Origin of the sequence: Herbaspirillum camelliae (assembly GCF_001929405.1) — a bacterium.
GTDB lineage: Bacteria > Pseudomonadota > Gammaproteobacteria > Burkholderiales > Burkholderiaceae_D > Herbaspirillum > Herbaspirillum seropedicae.
Map to the genome: position 1 here is coordinate 509,592 of NZ_KV880769.1, position 18,427 is coordinate 528,018.

The 18,427-nt window shown below is 54.2% G+C and carries 12 protein-coding genes; 8 read left to right on the forward strand and 4 right to left on the reverse strand.

All coding sequences use genetic code 11. The features are described 5' to 3' along the window. Positions 1-194 precede the first annotated feature (194 nt). From BGK68_RS02320 to BGK68_RS28180, 5 genes are all read left to right on the forward strand, one after another. Positions 195-1,304, forward strand: coding sequence for a hypothetical protein (locus tag BGK68_RS02320; RefSeq protein ID WP_075255756.1), 1,110 nt, complete (start codon positions 195-197; stop codon positions 1,302-1,304). Positions 1,305-1,322: 18 nt separating this feature from the next. Beyond that, complete coding sequence (locus BGK68_RS02325) at positions 1,323-2,522, forward strand: toxic anion resistance protein (protein ID WP_233149221.1); 1,200 nt, start codon at positions 1,323-1,325, stop codon at positions 2,520-2,522. Between the two features lie 11 nt (positions 2,523-2,533). Then, complete coding sequence (locus BGK68_RS02330) at positions 2,534-4,114, forward strand: VWA domain-containing protein (RefSeq protein WP_075255757.1); 1,581 nt, start codon at positions 2,534-2,536, stop codon at positions 4,112-4,114. Further along, positions 4,114-4,737: a hypothetical protein gene (locus tag BGK68_RS02335; protein WP_075255758.1), complete on the forward strand. Its 624-nt coding sequence runs from the start codon at positions 4,114-4,116 to the stop codon at positions 4,735-4,737. The genes BGK68_RS02330 and BGK68_RS02335 overlap by 1 nt, the downstream gene beginning before the upstream one ends. A 499-nt stretch (positions 4,738-5,236) precedes the next feature. Beyond that, positions 5,237-7,090 (forward strand): M35 family metallo-endopeptidase, encoded by a 1,854-nt coding sequence (locus BGK68_RS28180; RefSeq protein ID WP_158035405.1) that lies wholly within the window; start codon positions 5,237-5,239, stop codon positions 7,088-7,090. 763 nt (positions 7,091-7,853) lie between these two features. Here the strand turns inward: BGK68_RS28180 and BGK68_RS02350 are convergent. Continuing rightward, on the reverse strand, positions 7,854-8,108 hold the full coding sequence (locus BGK68_RS02350) for a type II toxin-antitoxin system Phd/YefM family antitoxin (protein WP_075255759.1): 255 nt from the start codon (positions 8,106-8,108) through the stop codon (positions 7,854-7,856). A 454-nt stretch (positions 8,109-8,562) separates the two neighbouring features. Here BGK68_RS02350 and BGK68_RS02355 point away from each other — a divergent pair, with 454 nt between their 5' ends. From BGK68_RS02355 to BGK68_RS02365, 3 genes are all read left to right on the forward strand, one after another. After that, positions 8,563-9,561 carry an AAA family ATPase gene (locus tag BGK68_RS02355; RefSeq protein WP_075255760.1) on the forward strand — a complete coding sequence of 333 codons (999 nt, stop codon included), beginning with the start codon at positions 8,563-8,565 and terminating at the stop codon, positions 9,559-9,561. 108 nt (positions 9,562-9,669) lie between these two features. After that, positions 9,670-12,123 (forward strand): S8 family peptidase, encoded by a 2,454-nt coding sequence (locus BGK68_RS02360; RefSeq protein ID WP_075255761.1) that lies wholly within the window; start codon positions 9,670-9,672, stop codon positions 12,121-12,123. Then, positions 12,107-13,081, forward strand: coding sequence for a site-specific integrase (locus BGK68_RS02365; protein WP_143432931.1), 975 nt, complete (start codon positions 12,107-12,109; stop codon positions 13,079-13,081). The genes BGK68_RS02360 and BGK68_RS02365 overlap by 17 nt, the downstream gene beginning before the upstream one ends. Before the next feature lie 11 nt (positions 13,082-13,092). Here BGK68_RS02365 and BGK68_RS02370 read toward each other — a convergent pair whose 3' ends face one another. From BGK68_RS02370 to BGK68_RS02380, 3 genes are read right to left on the reverse strand one after another with little or no spacing between them, the layout of a single operon-like run. Beyond that, a complete protein-coding gene (locus BGK68_RS02370) occupies positions 13,093-14,460 on the reverse strand; it encodes a TniQ family protein (RefSeq protein ID WP_075255763.1) in 1,368 nt (455 codons plus the stop codon). Further along, positions 14,453-15,568, reverse strand: coding sequence for an AAA family ATPase (locus BGK68_RS02375; protein ID WP_075255764.1), 1,116 nt, complete (start codon positions 15,566-15,568; stop codon positions 14,453-14,455). Before BGK68_RS02375 ends, BGK68_RS02370 begins: the two co-directional genes overlap by 8 nt. After that, entirely contained in the window at positions 15,565-18,228 is a 2,664-nt protein-coding gene (locus BGK68_RS02380; protein ID WP_158035407.1) for a DDE-type integrase/transposase/recombinase, read from the reverse strand. Before BGK68_RS02380 ends, BGK68_RS02375 begins: the two co-directional genes overlap by 4 nt. Between the last annotated feature and the right edge of the window lie 199 nt (positions 18,229-18,427).

Here is an 18,427-nt window from a genome sequence, read left to right on the forward strand (position 1 = left end):
TCATGGCTTCACATGCGCACCAGCTCGCAACTTAGTGTTGTCATTGTGCTTCCCACTCTGTCTTCTGCCGAATTTTCATAACTATTTTTATTGATAACGGGGAATCTAACGAACTTGTCACATTCGTTCATTACGATGTGGATGAATCCGGTATTCCGGTCACCACAATCGTTTAAACCCAAGATGGAGCATTGATGAGCTTGAGGAAGATTCTCGGCCCGGTTCTCGCCGTACTGGTACTGGCTGGCGTTGCCGGCGCCGTCTATGTATCCCACACCCGGCAGGTCGAATCAGATGCACGGACAGCGGCCCAGGCGGCCATCATCCACCTGAAAGGCATGATCGGGTCTGAAAAGGAGTCATTCTTCAACGATCCATCTGTTGTCAAACTGCTAGCCAAGCATGGCTTTGAGCTGACGGTCGAGAAGGTCGGCTCGCGCGAAATTGCTTCGCGCGACCTGGCCGGGTACGACTTTGCATTCCCGGCCGGCACGCCTGCGGCGATCACGCTTCAGAACAAGATCAAGGCAAAAGAGGTCTTCACGCCGTTCTTTACGCCCATGGCGATCGCCAGCTGGCGCCAGCTCATACCGGTGCTCGAACAGTCAGCAGTGGTGAAAAAAGGCGCGGACGGCTCATGGTATGTCGTCGACATGGGGAAATTGCTGTCCATGAGCGAAAAGGGACTGCGCTGGAAGGATCTTCCCGGGAACACCGTTTTCCCCACCGGGAAGACCATCCTGATCAGCTCAACCGACGTGCGCAAATCGAACTCGGGCGCAATGTACCTGGCGCTGGCCTCCTATGTGGCCAACGGCAACAACGTCGTGGACAACAATGCGCAACTGAACAAGGTGCTTCCGTTCGTGACCTCGCTCTTTGTCCGCCAGGGCCTGCAGGAGTCGAGTTCCGCCGGCCCCTTCGAAGACTTCACGACGATGGGCATGGGCAAGGCGCCGCTGGTCTTTATCTACGAAAGCCAATTCCTCGAATACCAGTCCAAGCGGGCCCAACCCAATGCGGACATGGTGCTGCTTTATCCCCAGCCGACCCTGTACACCAAGCACACCTTGGTGCCTTTCAACGAAAACGGCCGGCGACTGGGCGAGCTGTTATCCACCGATGCGCAATTGCAAAAGCTCGCCGCCGACTATGGCTACCGCACATCGTCGCCAGACCTGTTCGCTTCGTTCCTGAAGCAAAAGAAACTCGAGGCGCCGACGATCCTGACCGACGTCATCGATCCGCCGTCGTATGAAATCCTCGAACGGATGATCAAGTCCATCGAAGCGAAATTCCAATAAACCACCTTTGAGGAACGCATGGAAACCCAAGAGCAGACAAAGAAATTTACCCTGACACCTCCGGATGTCCTGGAAGAGGTGCCAGCAACGCAGGCGACTGATTCGGTGGAGTTGGCTCCCCAGGTAAAGACGCAGGTGGAAAACCAGGTAACGTCGTTCGTTGAAGCGCTGCTCAAGGAAGACGTCCAGAGCGAATCATTCCAGAAGAACCTGGATGCGGCCTTCCGCCTCGGCCGGGAACAGATCTCCAACGCCGCCGCGCTGATGAGCGGTCGGTTCATGGAACGCAATTTTACGGGTATCGAAGAATCGTCCGCCTTCAAGGCCATCCAGTCCATGCGCGCCCAGCTCGATGAGCTCAACCCCGGACGGCAAGGGGATCTGATGGCGCCGCGCAAGATTCTGGGGCTCATCCCGTTCGGGAACCAGTTGCAAGCCTATTTCCGCAAGTACCAGAGCGCCGGCGCGCAGTTGAAATCGATCATGGCGCAGATCTACGCGGCCAAGGATGATATGGCGCGTGACGAGATCGAGATCAAGCAAGTGCGCGCCAGCCTGTGGCAGGCCATGCTCAAGCTCAAGGAAGCGATTCACTTCGCCGAGCAGCTCGATGCCCAGCTGGCCGCCAAGACCGCCTCGCTGCAGGCGACCGATCCCGCGCGCGCCAAGGCCATCGAGCAGGAAGTCCTGTTCTATACCCGCCAGAACTTGCAGGATATGCAGACGCAGATGGCCGTGAATGTGTTCGGTTACTTGTCCACCGATATCTTGCTCAAGAACGCGCGGCAGATGATCAACGGTTGCGATCGGGTGGCCACCACCGGGATGTCGGCGTTGGCGACAGCGCAAACGGTGGCCCGCGCCACGGGCAACCAGATCGAAGTCATGAACATGCTCAGCGGAGTGAGCCAAAGTATCGGCAACCTGGTCTCCGACACTGCAAAGCAACTGGATCAGCACGTTCAGAAGACCGGCGAGTTCGCTGCCAATCCACTGATCGGGATTCAGGTCCTGCAGGAATCCCTGGATACGACCTACAAGGCGATGGACGCCATGGACAACTTCCGCTCCGCTGCGATCGAGAACATGGGCAAGAACAACCTGGTGCTCAGGAACCTGCTGAGCAAGTCAGAGCAATACATTGACCGCAGCCGTGCCCAGGAAGCCCGCCAGGCCGGCGCCACGACTTCCGTCATCGACGGTCCTGTCAATCTCTGAGGAAGCTGCCCATGTTGAAACATATCGCACGCGTTGTGGTTCTCGGTCTGGCGCTCCTTGTCGCCGGCTGCGACAGCAGCACGACCGCATCGGATTCCAGCAACGGCAATGTGCTCACCGTGATGGCCGGCTCCGAGCTCAAGGACATCGAGCCCATGCTGCCGCAGATCGAAAAGGCGACCGGCATCAGGCTGCAGCTCAATTACGCCGGCACGCTGGAGGCGGTGGAGCGCTTGCAGGCGGGTGACGCCACTGATCTTGCCTGGCTGGCCAACAATCACTATGCGATGCTGGTGCCGGGGGCCAAGTCCAGGATCATCGCCTCGGAGCGGACCATGCTCACGCCCGTCGTTCTGGGTCTCAAAGCCAGCAAGGCGAAAGAACTGGGATGGGAAAACAATCCTCAGTTGACCTGGAAGGACATTGCGGTGGCCGCCGAGCAAGGCAAGTTCACCTTCGGCATGACCAATCCGACCTCGTCAAACACCGGCTTCTCCGGTCTGCTTGGCTTGGCCAGCGCGCTCTCGGGCAAAGGGGATGCGCTCGAAGAGAAAGACATCGACTCCAAGCGCCTTGCCGCCTTCTTCAAAGCGCAGCGGCTTACGGCGGGCAGCTCCGGCTGGCTTTCCGACGCCTTCATGAAAGAGCAAGGAAAGGTTGACGGCCTCATCAACTATGCGTCCACGCTGCAGTCCATGAACAGGAGTGGTGACCTGGCCGAAAAGCTGGTCCTGATCTATCCGCGCGATGGCATCGTGACGGCAGACTACCCGCTGATGCTGATCAACCCGCAGAAGCGCGCCGACTATGACAAGCTGGTGGCGTACATCCGCGGGGTAGAGTTCCAGCGGGAGATGGCCAAACAAACGCTGCGCCGGCCAGTGAACCCGGATGCCATCAGCCCGGACGACGCTATGCCGGCCATCGCTGAACTGTCGTTCCCGGCCAAACTTGCCGTTGTTGACGCCATCCTCTATGCCTTCGACAACAACGTCCGCCTGCCCACAGACAGCACCTTCGTTCTGGACACCAGCGGTTCCATGTCAGGCCAGCGTATCGACAGCCTGAAGACGACCATGCTGGGCCTGGCTGGCGCGGATAGCTCCATCAGTGGCCGGTTTGCCAAGTTCCGCAACCGCGAGCACATCACCCTGGTGCCATTTAGCGACCATGTCCTCTCCAGCGTGTCCTTTGCCATGGGCGATGACGCCAGCATGAACCAGCAAACGCTCAAGAGCCTGGAACGCAGCGTGAACTCATTGAGTGCGGGTGGCGGCACTGCGATCTACTCGGCCACCCAAACGGCCTATCAGAGCGCGGTCGAGCGCCGTAAAAAGGATCCCGCAAGGTTCTATTCGGTGGTGGTGATGACCGATGGCCAGAATGGCGACGGCATCAGCATCGACCAGTTCGCCAGCTGGTATCGCTCCTTGCCGCCACAGGATCAAGGCATCAAGGTCTTTACGGTCATGTTCGGTGAAGCCAGCGCCAGCGACCTGAAGAAACTCGCTGAAATGACCGGCGGACGCCTTTTCGATGGTCGCAAGTCAGGGCTGCAGGCTATCTTCAAAGAAATACGCGGATATCAGTAATGGGGAGCCCATCGTTCAAGCTCCGGGCGCTGCTTTTCTTGTACAGCACCCGCAACCTGGCCGGCTGCGTCCTGGCGCTGGTCGGCTTGGGCTGCTTCTTTGCGGGCTTCATCAATGACTGGTGGTACGCGATCGTCGTGGCACTGTACGTGGCGGGATGGCTTGGAGCGCCGCAAGACAGGGAGCTGAACCTGGAAATACTGCAGGAGGAACGCGAGAACCAGATGCGGGAAACGATTGACCAGTTGCTCTCGCAAGCCGGGTCCAGATTGCCGAAGGAGGCAATCCAGAAGCTCGGGAAAATGAGGGAGACGGTCGCAGATCTGGTGCCGAAGATTCAGGAAGGCAAGGTAGCCATGCAACATTCCATCGTGCTCATCAATGCGGTGACACGAGATCTGCCTCAGACCGTGCGCAATTACCTGCAGCTGCCGCCGGCGTTTGCGGCTGTCCACACGGTGGAGGGCGGCAAGACATGCAAGCAGTTGCTGCTCGATCAGCTGGACATACTCGCCAATCAGCTGACCAAGCTTTCTGAATTGATCAACAAGGACGACGCCGAGGCGCTGATCAAGAATGGGAAGTTTCTGCAGGAGAAGTTCCAGCCGGTGTCCTTCATCTGAGCTCGTCACCGAATTCGGGAGAACACACCAGGGCCTTCGTCAGGAATTGATATCGCGCGAAGTATTCGAACGCTGGCAAGTGCGCGCGCATCAGCGAAGTGAAGTCCCATATCATTACTCCCTCCGCCTGCTAACGACGGTATGTACCAGCGATGCCCAAGCGAGATGGGTTTTGGATGCATAGCGGTCATGTTGAAATGGCCAGGACCGAATTCGGTGCTGGTGGCGTCGCGTGAGGCGCCCTTGAGGAGACACTGTTGAGTTGCATCGAGAACTGATGGCCCTGATGCGCTCTGCAATAGTAGCTTGAATACCAACATTTACCCACAGCCGCTCGCCTATTGGGCGGGCATTGATGGGTAAAGCAGCCACTAACTGAGTCACGGCAATCGCGGCCTTACGTTTCCATCAGGTGCACTGCATAATATGACACCATGCATGCTGGCCGGCGGCGCTGAACTCCGCCCCGGGCGGCTGCCTATCTCGCCCAGGAGCCACCATGCGCAGCCATGCCGACAAACAGCACCAATCCCGCAGCGAAGCCAAAGAGCCCGGTGAAAGCGCCTTGCAGTTCAACGACCGCCGGCCCGAAACCGCCGCCTTGAAGGGGCTGCAAGTGCTGGCGGACGCCGGCCCGGCAGTTTCCCAATTGCGCGCTTACCAAATCATGGCCGATGTCAGCCCGCAAGGCGCCCAGGCTCGCACCCTGCAGGGTATGCTGGACTCCAGCACCCGGATGGCCGACGCCGCCCGGTTCAGCGCCATGCAGAGTGCGCCTGCCCAGCGCTCCGAGGCCAACGACGACGAGGTCCGACTTCAAGCCGCCGTTACGCCGCAAGCCCCCCTTCAGAAGGTCGAAGCGCTACCGCGCCACAACAACACCGGCCTGCCGGACAACCTCAAGAGCGGCATCGAGTCGCTGTCCGGCGTGTCGATGGGTTCTGTCCGGGTGCACTACAACTCATCGCAGCCTGCACAGTTGAACGCACTGGGTTATGCGCAGGGAACAGACATCCATGTTGCGCCGGGGCAGGAGAAGCATCTGCCACATGAGGCTTGGCACGTGGTACAGCAAGCGCAAGGGCGAGTGAAACCGACCACGCAGATGAAGGGAATGGCCATCAATGATGACGCGGGGCTGGAGACTGAGGCGGATGTGATGGGAGGCAGAGCGGTCTCCGTTGGAACGATGCAAGCGAAACAATCAATGGTGGCTGCTCCCATTGATTTTTTTACTTCGCACGGACAGCAGACGATACAAAGAGCGCGCGTAAAGGCCGTCGGGCAATCCAAAATCCCAACCAAACTTAATAAGGCGTTTGATAGTGCCCATGACTACTTGCGTCGAGGCATCGAGGCAATCGACGCTTCTATAGAACGTATTCAGCAATACTTTCACGAAGATAATTTATGGGACGTCAAACCTCGACTGGAAGCGATGCTTGAAACGCTGACGCTTATTAAAGGAAAGCCGGTAGAGGTCAATAATGAACTAGCTGAGGATATCGAAAGAGAATTGACAGGATACAGAGTGTTAAACATCGACGAAGGAGATGGTAATGCCTATACCCAAGGTTCCGGAGAAACGGCATTAATAACGTTTTTGCCAACGGGTCTTAAGCATAGCGATTTCAATTTGGCCATGACAATTATTCATGAAATTGCCCATGCCACTCCAGGTGTCGACGCCGAAGATATCGCCTATGGCCAGCATCGTTTCTTCAATTTTATAAATGAATTTCCTGCTATGGCCATTAAAAATGCGGACTCATTTGCATTTGCCGTGGCTGCACTCAATGGGCAGGATTTAAAGAGCAGCAGGGCGGCCGATAACATCGAAGAGGTACCCAATTACTTCGAAGGAAGCTTTTTTACAGGGGAAGAGAAAGTCGTTCCGCCAATTATATTGAAAGTAATAAAAACCATGGCGTTTGCCGAGCAGATGTGGAACCAATCCGCATACCAACTGGTAGTCGCACAAGCCGAACTAGCCGCAGTCAAAGAAAGTAAAATCCAGTTAGAAAAGACCCGTTTGTATCAATCTCTGCCATTTAGAGATTTAACGGACTTTGATAATAATGAAAAAATCCTTAATCGTGTTCAGATAATGGGGTTGGCTGTAGCAGAGATAACCAATAACGTTGCATTTTATAGCAGGCAAACAGGTGTGGAATTTGTTGTAAAGAAGGGGGTAAAGGCGGATCGATTAATCATTGGAGATGGGTTTGAAAATGGTCCCCAGCCTAGACAATTATTCTGGGAATGCTCAGGTATAACTAAAAAACTTGATTTTTTGTATCTTTGGGAGATATTTGTTCGTCTCAGTGGAAAATCTTTAGTGGTACCGGGTTAAAGAGCTTGCGGATCGTTAATGAATGACCAATTGGATCAGGACCTCGCATGGATGGGGGGCCGACTCGATGGAATTGTTAATTTGGCAGTTAGCTTTGTCACCATCCCCAATTACAGAAGAAATCCAACCGCCCGCCTGCCCCACCTCTCGGCCCCCCACCGTCCATGACACGCAATCGTTCACGGCAACAAGCGCTCGAAATCATCTGCGCCGAAGAGCGCTGATTGCGACCTTTACCTAGAGAATCGACAAATATCCAAAGAACAGGCAAGACCCATGGTGAGGAATTGATATCGCGCAAGGTATCTATCGGCCAACACCTGCATACTGTTTCCCAGCAGAATACGTTGCTGTTTTTGCAATTTTGTATCGAGCCTGGCACTTGGTTGGTAGAGAAGACCGGCTCGCGCCTTGCACCTGCATTGAAGGTGGACGCCCATTTATGCCACAGTGAGTTGGAAGCATAAGGCTGCCAAACGGCGGACTTATCCTTCCGTTTTGACGTTGAGTCGGACGACGACTAGTGTAGATGGAAGCATCGTGCTGCCGCCATGTAGAACCTTAATTCTGCCGGGGTCACGTTCTCCTGCCTGTCATAACGAGTTATAGGGACACAAATCCGCCTGCTCGCCTGCGCTATTCAGCCCCGCACTTGCATACAATGGAACCATCCAACTGCCGCAGTGAAATTCTGGAACCATCCAACTGCCGGCTCAAACTCCCGGCTGCATCGATATTAGATCGGATCCTTGCCCAGCTAGGATCACGTGAAGTCGGCAGGCCGAACCCTAAGATTGACGCGTGGGGCCTCAAACTCCACATCAGAATCGCCTGGCATGGCTAGGCTGCTAGCAATGCTGCGCTTCTGCGCGAGTAAGCGTTGATAATCCGCGTAACTAAGTAATACATGTGTTGGCGTGCCACTGTCAGCTATAAGAACCGGACCATTCTCGGTCGCACTCATCGCTTTAAATACATCCTGGGAAAACTCTTCTGTGGATAAGGAAGTAATTGCCATTGCAAACTCCTTTAATGCTGATTTGCCTAGAATGGAAAATTGATGCCGCCAATCACGCGCGCTTGCTACTTTCAGGAAATTGCTCGGGTATTTGGCCTTCCTTCAGCATAGCCCACAAAAAAGCGGTCATATACCTGCTTGGTGTGCTTGAGGACAAGCGGGCAAAGCCTTCCGGTGGCTGCCTCCCCCTCAAGACAAACGAAATTTTAAACGGCCCACTTTGGTGGGCCGTTTTCTCTTTGGTGCGCAAAACTCGGAATGTGCATCGACAGCAAAGTACACTCCCTGTGGCTCTTTGGAAACCATTTTTCTCGTTAAGTGAGATTTCGCTTTACTTTTAACCACTGATATTTAAAATATCAGTGTCTTACTAGTCGAATCCCCTCGTCGGCGCTAAACTTCGGGAAAATTTGGATAAAACTCGTCCGGGGGGTACGAGTCCAAGGAAAAGAAAATGGCTAACGGCGATCAAATCAAGGCGATGCTTCGCGCCTATAAGGATGCGGACGAGAATCAGTTCATGACTCTCGCGCTGCAGATTGCTGCGCGCGAAGCGAAGGCCGGCCATGGGAAGTTGGCGGGTGAGATTCGCGACTTGGTAGACCAGGTCAAAGCCCGTAATCCAGAAGTCGTCGTTACCGCCACGCGCAAACCAACTCCAATTCGCCAACCGAAAGGCGAGCTGGCCGACCTGGTTCATGTCACCTACCCCGAAACTCAGCTCGACGATCTCATTCTTGAGCCTGACACTCGTGAGCGCCTAGACAGGCTGCTTCGCGAACAGCGTCAATCCGCGCTTCTCGCCGAACATGGTCTGGAAGCCCGCCGCAAGGTTCTCCTCATCGGTCCGCCGGGCACCGGCAAGACGATGACCGCGGCAGCTCTGGCATGCGCCTTGTCGCTGCCATTGTTCACGCTGCGTTTGGATAGCCTCTTCACTCGCTATATGGGCGAGGCTACGGCGAAACTACGCTTGATTTTCGACAGCATCCAGCAAGTACGTGGTGTGTATCTCTTCGATGAGTTCGACGCCATTGGGCAGCAACGCGCAACGAACAACGACATCGGGGAGCTGCGCCGGATCCTGAACGCATTCCTGCAGATGGTTGAACAGGATGCCTCCCAAAGCGTCATCGTTGCGGCCACAAATCATCCCAAAATCCTCGACGAAGCTCTTTTCCGACGCTTCGACGACATTCTCCAATTCTCACTCCCTACAGCCGATGAATTCATCGAGCTGATGCAGCGTCGCACTCCAAAAAAATATCGTTCAATCGCTTGGGATTCGATCGCACCACTGGTTGAAGGTCTCAGCTATGCCGATGGCAAACGCGCTTACGACGACGCTCTCAAAGAAGTCATTGGTAGTGGCAACCGAGCCATTACGATTGAAGCACTGACCAAAGCAATCAAGCAACGCATCCAAGATAAAAAAACCTTTACCAACAACTAAAAATAGTAGCGGGGGTATATGGCTGGGGAAGTAGAACGTCTGCCACATCTGTGGCTGGGAGATCGCTCGACCATCGAACAGGGATATCGCCGCCGACCAGGCGGTCCGATGGGCGAGTTCGAAGTTGCCAATGTAGACCGTAAGGTGCACGGCAGAAGGCTCAAACGCACCTTGGAAGAAGTCATCTTGCCTGTTCTGGTGGAGCGACAACGAGAATTTGCTGCGCTCCAGATTCCATCGTCCCCTGGCATTATTTTGGAGTTTGAGAGCTTTCCGGAGCTTGAATTGGCATTGCCACGCCTTGACTCGGGCCATGGCCATATTCAACTGCTGAACGTCAGAAAGGTAGAGCACAAGATGTACGCTACCTGCTTCATCCCAGACGGAAAAATCAGCTCGTTGATTGCGAAGATCGATGACTACATCAACGTTGATACCGGAAAAACTCGCGAGCCAAGAAATAAGGAGTTGGCACAAAGTATTCAATCCATCGGTGTCGCAGCGTTCGAAGCATTATGGACCGATGTGGGCCCGATCCCCGCAGACAATGATGTAGTCTGGTGGGAGCTCTGGTTACGTTCCGAGAAATTGACTCCCGCGGCCGTCTATAACCGGTTCCACTTCGCAGCGCAGAAATTCGAAATCCATCTCGCCCAGCAACGACTTGAGTTTCCAGAGCGCATTGTCGTCCATGCGCGCTGCAGCAAGGCCCAGCTTGCTCGCTCTTTCGTCGTCCTAAATATGATCGCAGAGATCCGGCGAGCAAATGAACCGCTAGCCGTTCCTGAAAATATGACGGTGCATGAACACGATGCGATCGTAGAGGCTCTCGAGGACCAGATCACAGGAGCCGACGATGTTGCCGTTTCCGTGTTTGATACCGGAATTTTGAGAACACATCCATTGCTGGAACCCGCGTTGAAGCCCACCGACATGCTTTCCGTAGACACTGCGTGGGGTACTGCAGACCACGACGGTCACGGCACAAAGATGGCGGGTTTAGCGCTTTATGGATGCCTTCATACTGCTGCAACGCGTCCCGATCCAGAACAAGTCGAGCATCGGCTTGAATCAGTGAAGATTATGGCGCCGCCCAATTTTGACGCAGCGGTCGATCATGAAGTACTGGGCCAGGTTGTTGCCCAGGCAGTAGCGCGCTGTGAAATCGCTGCGCCACACCGCCGGCGTGTCATCTGCAAGGCAATTACCACCAGCTCACACGAATCCGGCGAACCATCCGCCTATTCTGCTGCACTCGACCAACTTGCCTTCGGCCATTCGCTCGCAGATGGTGCCACTGCGGGAAATAGACGATTGTTCGCTATCAGCGCCGGCAACGTTTCCCCCGACGACAGATGGTTGGGGTATCCGACGTCAAACAGAGATTACATGGTTGAACAGCCGGCTCAAGCATGGAACGTGCTCACTGTTGGAGCTTACACCGATAAAGTGTCGTTACCTGCGTCTCCTGATTACGCTGGCTGGCAAGCCCTAGCCGGCCGCGGCGATCTGAGCCCTTTCAGTTCGACATCTTTTGGTTGGAGCCGCGAATGGCCGGTCAAGCCAGAGGTATTGTTTGAAGGTGGAAATTTGGCTGTCGATCCAACAGGAACGGAAACAAGCCAACCGCACACCTTGCAAATGTTGACGACCAACCGGGCTCTAACATTCCGCCCAACGGTCACATTCAATATGACAAGCGCAGCCACTGCGTTGGCGTCGCGACTGGCAGCTCAGATCATGACCCAGTATCCGGATGCCTGGCCAGAGACTGTTCGCGGCCTCATTGTCCACCACGCGAACTGGACAGAATCACAAATTGCGCGATACCTCACCGACAATTCTCAGGTGACTAAGCGTCGGATGCTGCAAACAGTCGGCTATGGCGTCGTATCTCCTGAAAGAGCCTTAAACAGCGTGCGTGATGGCGTGACGATCATGGTTCAGTCGTCTCTCCAACCATACCGAATCGAGAAATCGAGCGGAAAAATGAACAAGCTGCGATTGTTCGAGCTCCCTTGGCCTAAAGAGGTGTTATTGGGTCTGGCAGAACAAACCGTTCGGTTGAAGATCACGCTTTCGTACTTTGTAGAACCGAGCCCTGGGAAGCGGGGCTGGGAAAAAAAATACCGTTATGCGTCCCATGGCCTTCGGTTCACCCTGCGGCGATGGGACGAGAGCGCGCAGGCCTTCAATCAACGCATCAACCATGCCCTGCTAACCGACAAAGAAGATGTTCCTGAAGCCAACCAAGATACTGGCTGGACATTAGGTGCCAAGCTTCAGGCTCACGGTTCTATCCACTCGGACACTTGGACTGGCACTGCTGCCGAACTGGCCACCCGCAATATTCTCGCAGTCTATCCAGTAATTGGATGGTGGCGAGAACGTCTCAAGCTGAAACGCGTGCTTACCAACGCCCGCTTTGCATTGATTTTCTCACTCGAGGCTCCAGGCGCCGACCTAGATCTCTACGAGCATCTGCAAAATCAGATCGACGTCGGTCCCATTGATCTCGCAGGCTTGGTTGAAGGGGAGCTGCAGCTTGGCAACGAAGAGTAAGCGCGCTGTTGAGGTACTAACCAGTTGGGTAGACCGCTATGCCGGCACACCCAACACTTGCCGCGCCTATCAGCGCGAGCTCGAACGAGTACAGGCTTGGCTACTTGGACAAAAGCTCACTTTCGAATCTGTAACCCAAGCAGATCTTGAACGCTATCTCCACGCATTCGCTTCGGGAGAAACGCTGGCCACGCGACCAGGCACGAAGAGCCTTCGCACGCTATCGTTCACTCGCGATGTCCTTCTCCGTATGATGGCTGAACTGGAACGCCACGGCATCCGTATCCCGCGGACCTCTATTGAGCTCAAGCTTCCCACAGATAGCCCCAAAGCTCCCTCGTTAACGGCCCCATCGCAACAGGAAGTCGATGAATGGGATGCCCTTCGACAGCAATGGCATAACCGCCCCCAACTCAAAGCAGGTTCTCGCGACCCGTTGGAACGGCAATTCTTCGTGGCGGAGTTCGTATTCTGCATGGCGTTGTCGTCCCAAGAACTTGCCGATGGCGTCATGTCAGACTTTCTGGCACTCGACGGCATCTGGCAGCTTCGGGTTAGACAGAAAAATATGCCGACAGAGAAGTATGTCCACGTGCCGGCGCCGGCAATGGCGATGCTCAAACGATATCGAGAATCAAGAGGTCTTTCGAGCTACCCCGACGCCAGTGAAACCGCCGTGCCGATCGTATCAAGACTGCGCAGTGAGCGCAGGGTCAACGGTTGGGCCATTTCAAAATGCCTGAGTCAGCTATCGAAATCGCCCGATGTGGATTCGGCAGTGCACCGCATCCGCATTTCAAGCCGCCTCTTGAGACGCTACCTCATCGTCAGAAGCTTACTGAAGAAGGTGGACGAGCGCTCGCTGCGCAAGCATGTGCGCTCTGACTATGCTGTGAATGCGGTGTCTGCAGTGATACGGGAAAGCGGCAATAGCCTGGCCCAGTCCCTGGTCATGTAGAAACAACGCGTTCAGGGTGTCGCGCTACCTTCTAGGCGCGTCATAAAAAATCGATACGTGGCAGCCAGATCTTCTCGCACCAGGGCCAAGCCATGCTCGCTCAGTTTCTTATCCACAATGCGTTTGCTGGGTCGGATGCCATTTTTCACAAGATTAACCAAAATTTCCTCGAGGATCTTGTTGCGACCGCTCTTTGCAAGAATGGCCTCCTGCATACGAAACGCACGATATCGAGCAACGAGCTGTCGGTGTAACTCCGGGAACCAGTATTTCAAGGCAGACCTCCTGATATCCAGTGCCTTGCCGATTGCATTGAGCGATCGTGGTGTCGTACTAGATAGCTCATTGGCCAGTTGCTCAGCGATACGCTGACGGTCCTCGGTCGCGAATTGTGGCCGAGCTTTCCTCACAGCCTTCCGAAACTCAATACCAGGCAGGCACTCAGCATCCTGGACATCAAGCATTGGCTTTGTGAACAGTGCTGGAATCGAAATATCGTGCCTGAGGCTTAATGCAGCCAGCCGTTGGAGGGTCGGACGTTGGCCTTTTAGAAGCCATGCGTTGGCGGCCCACTGGTCCCATCCAAGATCGGCACAGAATCGGGCTTTATTACCATCCGCGCGCTGGTGAATCAGCAAACGCAAGTTTGTCTTAAACGCTTCCAGCGATGGCTCCTCACTCAAGGAGCCCTCAAGCATTTCCCATAAAGAAGCCTCCAACTTGAATTGCGTTGCATCAACGTTTTCGGCCGGAATGCTGGAACTGAGAGTAAGAAGCGATGCCCCGCAATACACGCAGTGCCCGAGAACAGGGACGGAGGGAATAAAGGGCTGCACGTTGTCGCACCGCGGACAATGATCTTGCAACGGTCGCTGATGGCGCCAGCATGACTTGTAAGGATCCAGCGACCAAATCAGTGGGCGATAGTTGAAGCCCAAGATCAGCGCCTGCTCGGCAAGACACCCTGAGCACCATCTCACATGCTTGGCCGTCATCGCTTCGCCGTTCTCAGGAAGAACATGCTGCCACGGAAGCATGGTCAGCGCATCAAGACTGCCATGCCCCGTCAGCTGACTCGTGATCTGTGCGAACAGCCGCCCGTATTCACCCACCGCATTAATGGTCCGGCTATCTTTTACGTAGAACCGATTCTTTAGGATCCTGGCCATTTTTGGCTCAGCTTCGCAAAAAACCTTTTGAATCAACAGTCGGGGATTGACCGAATGAGCGCGACTTAGTCTTACGATGAAGGAAATCAGGCCTTCACGCCCCCATGTTGGTTCGTTCGCTGGAACAAGACGATACAAACGTGTGAGATTTTCCGGTAGGTCAGGTGCTGACCAAGAAAATGCGTCGTTCTCGCTGCCCGCGTCAAGCATTGGACGCTCCTACGGGATCTCGATTCGGCTTACGACGCCCTGGAGGCGGTCGCTTCCCTTTTGCATTTTGCGTTCCGTCCGGAATTTCAGGGATTCCCTCCATATATAGTTTTCTCAGTTCGTCCTCGGAGATGTCCGCAAGCTTCTCTTCTCCCAGCAAGGCTTCAGTGGCAATCGTACGCAGCGCCTTATTAGCAAGCGCATAACCATCGATGAAAGCATGATCGAACGCCGGCCGTTTCTCGGACTGATAGTAGCGATTCAAGGCGCGTACGAGCCAATCCTTCAAAATCCCCACCTCACCACAACATTTGTTATAAAAATGATCTAGATCTCGATTGACCAGAAATGGGTGGGAAATTGGAAGCGCTGCCAGGAACTGCTTAAGCACGACGGAAAATTGCTTACGCTGGTTCTGAATCCGGGCGTCGTAGCGAGGGAAATGAATGATCTCGCTGCGTCGGATTAGCTGACCACTAAGATCCCTGATGTCTAAGAGACGATAAGTTCCGATGAGAACGATCGTCGTCTGCGTTTCCAACGCTAAGGATTTAATGGCTTCAAACTGGAACTCCAAGGTCGACCTATCGCTCTTGTTTTTTACCATCAGCATATGATGGGCTTCGTCTATGATTAAGGTCCGTACCTTTCTCTCACGCAAACAATTCTCAAGTGCGATCCGCAGCGCATCCGTAGTCGAATTTTCTTTGAATCGGGCCAGCGGCAGATCAGCGAAGAGATTCTGTTGCCCGGCAATAGCCAACTTCTTGTCAGTCAGAGGCTCGTTTGTTCGAGTAAGCAATCGCGTGATGAAGTCTTTCCAGCTGAAACTAGCGCCCAGGGTGGCCACGGCATTGCCAAATAGCACGGGTATCTGCTCTGGGCTGCTTACAGATTCAGTCTCATAATCCTCCCTGAGTTGTCGATAGAGTGATTTTGCAAGACGGGTCTTGCCGACACCGGTCGGGCCCGCGATGATGACGACTTGAGGGCTATGGTTGGCCCCGCGGATAGCGTCCAATGCCGTGCGATAGGCCCTTTCGATATGCGGATGGTTAGCCGTATAGGCAACGAACTTACGTTCCGCCTCGATCTCCGCCGCGTTCATTTAAATTCTCCGTAAGAATCAATGTCATCGTCGTCGATCAATTGGCTAGGGTCGGCCTCCGCCTGCGCCTCACCCGCAACTGGTGAATGAGCGGCAGGTGTTTTCTCGGAGCTGGTTCCGGAAATCTGTTGTTCCCGATCACGCTTCTCTTGCATCAGTCGCTGTTCTGTTTCATGGGCGTCCAAGATGGCTTTACCGCGCTTGATGTTGTTGTACATCTCGACAGCTGCATCCGACTTCAGCGCTCCCATTTCAAGCGTCATCATGCGGACTTCAAATGCCGGTCTGTTAGCAAGCTCCGAAATAGCAGGGCAAGAGCATGGAAGCCAATGGTCCCCGACTTTCGCGTAAATCACGCCAAAGTCAAAAGGGTCATATCGAACAGGCACCTTGGTATCTATCAGCGCCGGCTCTGACATTCGAGGGTGGTAATAATAAGTGCCTTGCCACCAGATACCGCGGCCAGCGAAGATTCGCTTTTCTCCACCTTTTACATCCGGAAGGCAGAGCAACGCTAGGCTTGGGTTCCAGGTGAGCAACCGGACATGCCGCGTCCCAGAATTTCTCAGACTCACTTCTTCGGCCAGCCGCGGTGTCACACCCAGTGCCGGATGTTTGAGTTCGGAGTAAGTCTCTTCGAGATATTTCTCGAATTGCACCGTCAGCTCGGCAAGCGTCCATATGGCCTTCTTGCGAGGATCATGAGATCCGGACATGGCTCTGGGGTTCTGCAGCGGAGTGTTGTTTCCCGACAGCTGATGAAGAAAATCGGTATTGAACTTGCCGAAGAGACGTTCGATCACTGAGCCATATCGGCCTTTCGCCGTGGGCCGGGTTTTCTTCGTGACATTCAATCTTGCCAATAAGACTTCCCAGTAAGTACTGAAAAACTCGCTCCCTTTGTCACACACGATATTTGCCGGCACGCGATGGTGAGCACGGATGCATTCGCGCATCACGAGCATGCAACTTAGGTAGCTAGGCTTTCTTAACGTGATCACAAAAGCCAATACCTTGCGAGTAAAGGCATCCATGAGGACCGTCAACCAAGGTTTCCCGATAGGCTCTCCATAAATACTATCCACGAGCTGCACATCCATTTGCGTATGGTCGATGTGTGCAATTTCAAAAGCACGGTCTCCATGCGCTGGAACCGCATTGTCCAATCGCCAGTGAACAATGTCGGACAGCGCATAGGCGGCTTTAGGGCCAAAGCGAGCGCGCACTTGCGCATGTACAGTTGCGACTTTCCGGATCTCCTTGCCGAACGTCTTCCGGCTAGGGGCGATAAGACCTGCCTCGTCGCACTTTGCGCATAAGATGGCATAGCAGGCTTGTTTCGTTTTGGACGAAGTTCCCAAGAGAAATTCGCGTATCACCAACTGAATCAGCTCCAAGACGGCTGGTGACAGGCGCCGGTTCCAATTCCCGCAAGCACGGTAACGCGAGATAAGTCCCACAAAACCGTTCCCCAGCAGTTGGTTGCTGTAGCGCATTCGCGATCGCCAGGTCCGAAGAGTTCGTTCGCACTCCTTGGGTGTCTTGCCGGCCTTCATGTCGTCCAATACCTTGGCTCTGCGATCGGCTTCACGCAGATCCTCTTCTGATGCCAACGCAATGATCTGGCTAACCTCATCGAAGGTTGATGGTTTGGAGAAACTTTCCCCATGAACCTCGCCGGACTTCACAAGATTCAGCAGTTGCGCGCGGGTCAAACTCTGCATCAGGCCTGATTCGTCTTTAATCGAGACTTTGTCCTGGCCGGCGTTGATGATGGTCCACGGCTTGCCATCCCACGTAAAACTAGTTCCCGTCTCGATATAAATCGCCGAAACGGTTTCGATTTCACGCTGGGCTACTTCTTCATGCCGCGTGAGCCGAAACGCGTCAGCAGTGCGCTGATCGCGGAAGACGTGAGCAAAGGGTATGTCGACCAAAAGCTGAGACTCAAGATTGGCATAGAGCCGGCCATCAGCGATGAGCTTGTAAATGGGTGCAGCAAGTGCTCCATTGTCCAAAGCCAACAATTTCGCCAATGGCGCGAAATTTTTTCCGTCGAAAGCATCATGAATCTGCCGCTCAACAATCGGCTCAACTTGTGGACAATCCTTATCATAAAAGTCGGCGAGGAAATTCACGTTTCGCAGCCAGATCTGATTGATATTGGTATCAATCATCCCTTTGAACCGTAACCCGAACTGCTCAGCATATGCTTCGGCGGAAGCGCATCGCCATAGCCCATCGACTTTCGCCCAAAGTGTGGAATTAACCGCCCGAGCTTCGAGCGAGGTCTCTGCTTTGCACTCGACCCAGCCAACGTATTCTTCTGAGATCAGAAAGAAATCGGGCGTAAGGTAGTGGCCACGACCCTTGCCCGCCTTATCCTTATAGCGCAGCTTTATCTTTGGGCATTGGTCGTAGAACTCATAGACGCTGTCATCGTGTTCCCACGGGATGATTGTGGCGAGCTCGCAAGTATGGCTCTCAGCCTGAATAACTTGCCCCATCTTTTTGCTGGGATAACGGCAGGCAACATTTACAGCCCCGCTATCGGCCCGTCGGGACGGGCCAGAAGCCCGTATGTGCTTAATGACAGCACGCGCCTTTTGATTTAGTCCATGTTTGTCCATCAGCGATTCAAGCTCAGCATCGGTCAGCATTTTTCTCTTCCCTCCCGCGAAAACACCTCGCGGCAACACGCAACTCAAAGACGAGACGACATGCACGGTGTATTCGGCCTCGCGGCCTGTGCAAATCATCGCGTCACCTGAGATTCATGCTATGAGGCGTTCTGCCGTGCGCAATAGTAAAATAATAACTTAGTGACTTACATGCTTAACTTATTGTTTTAATTGGATT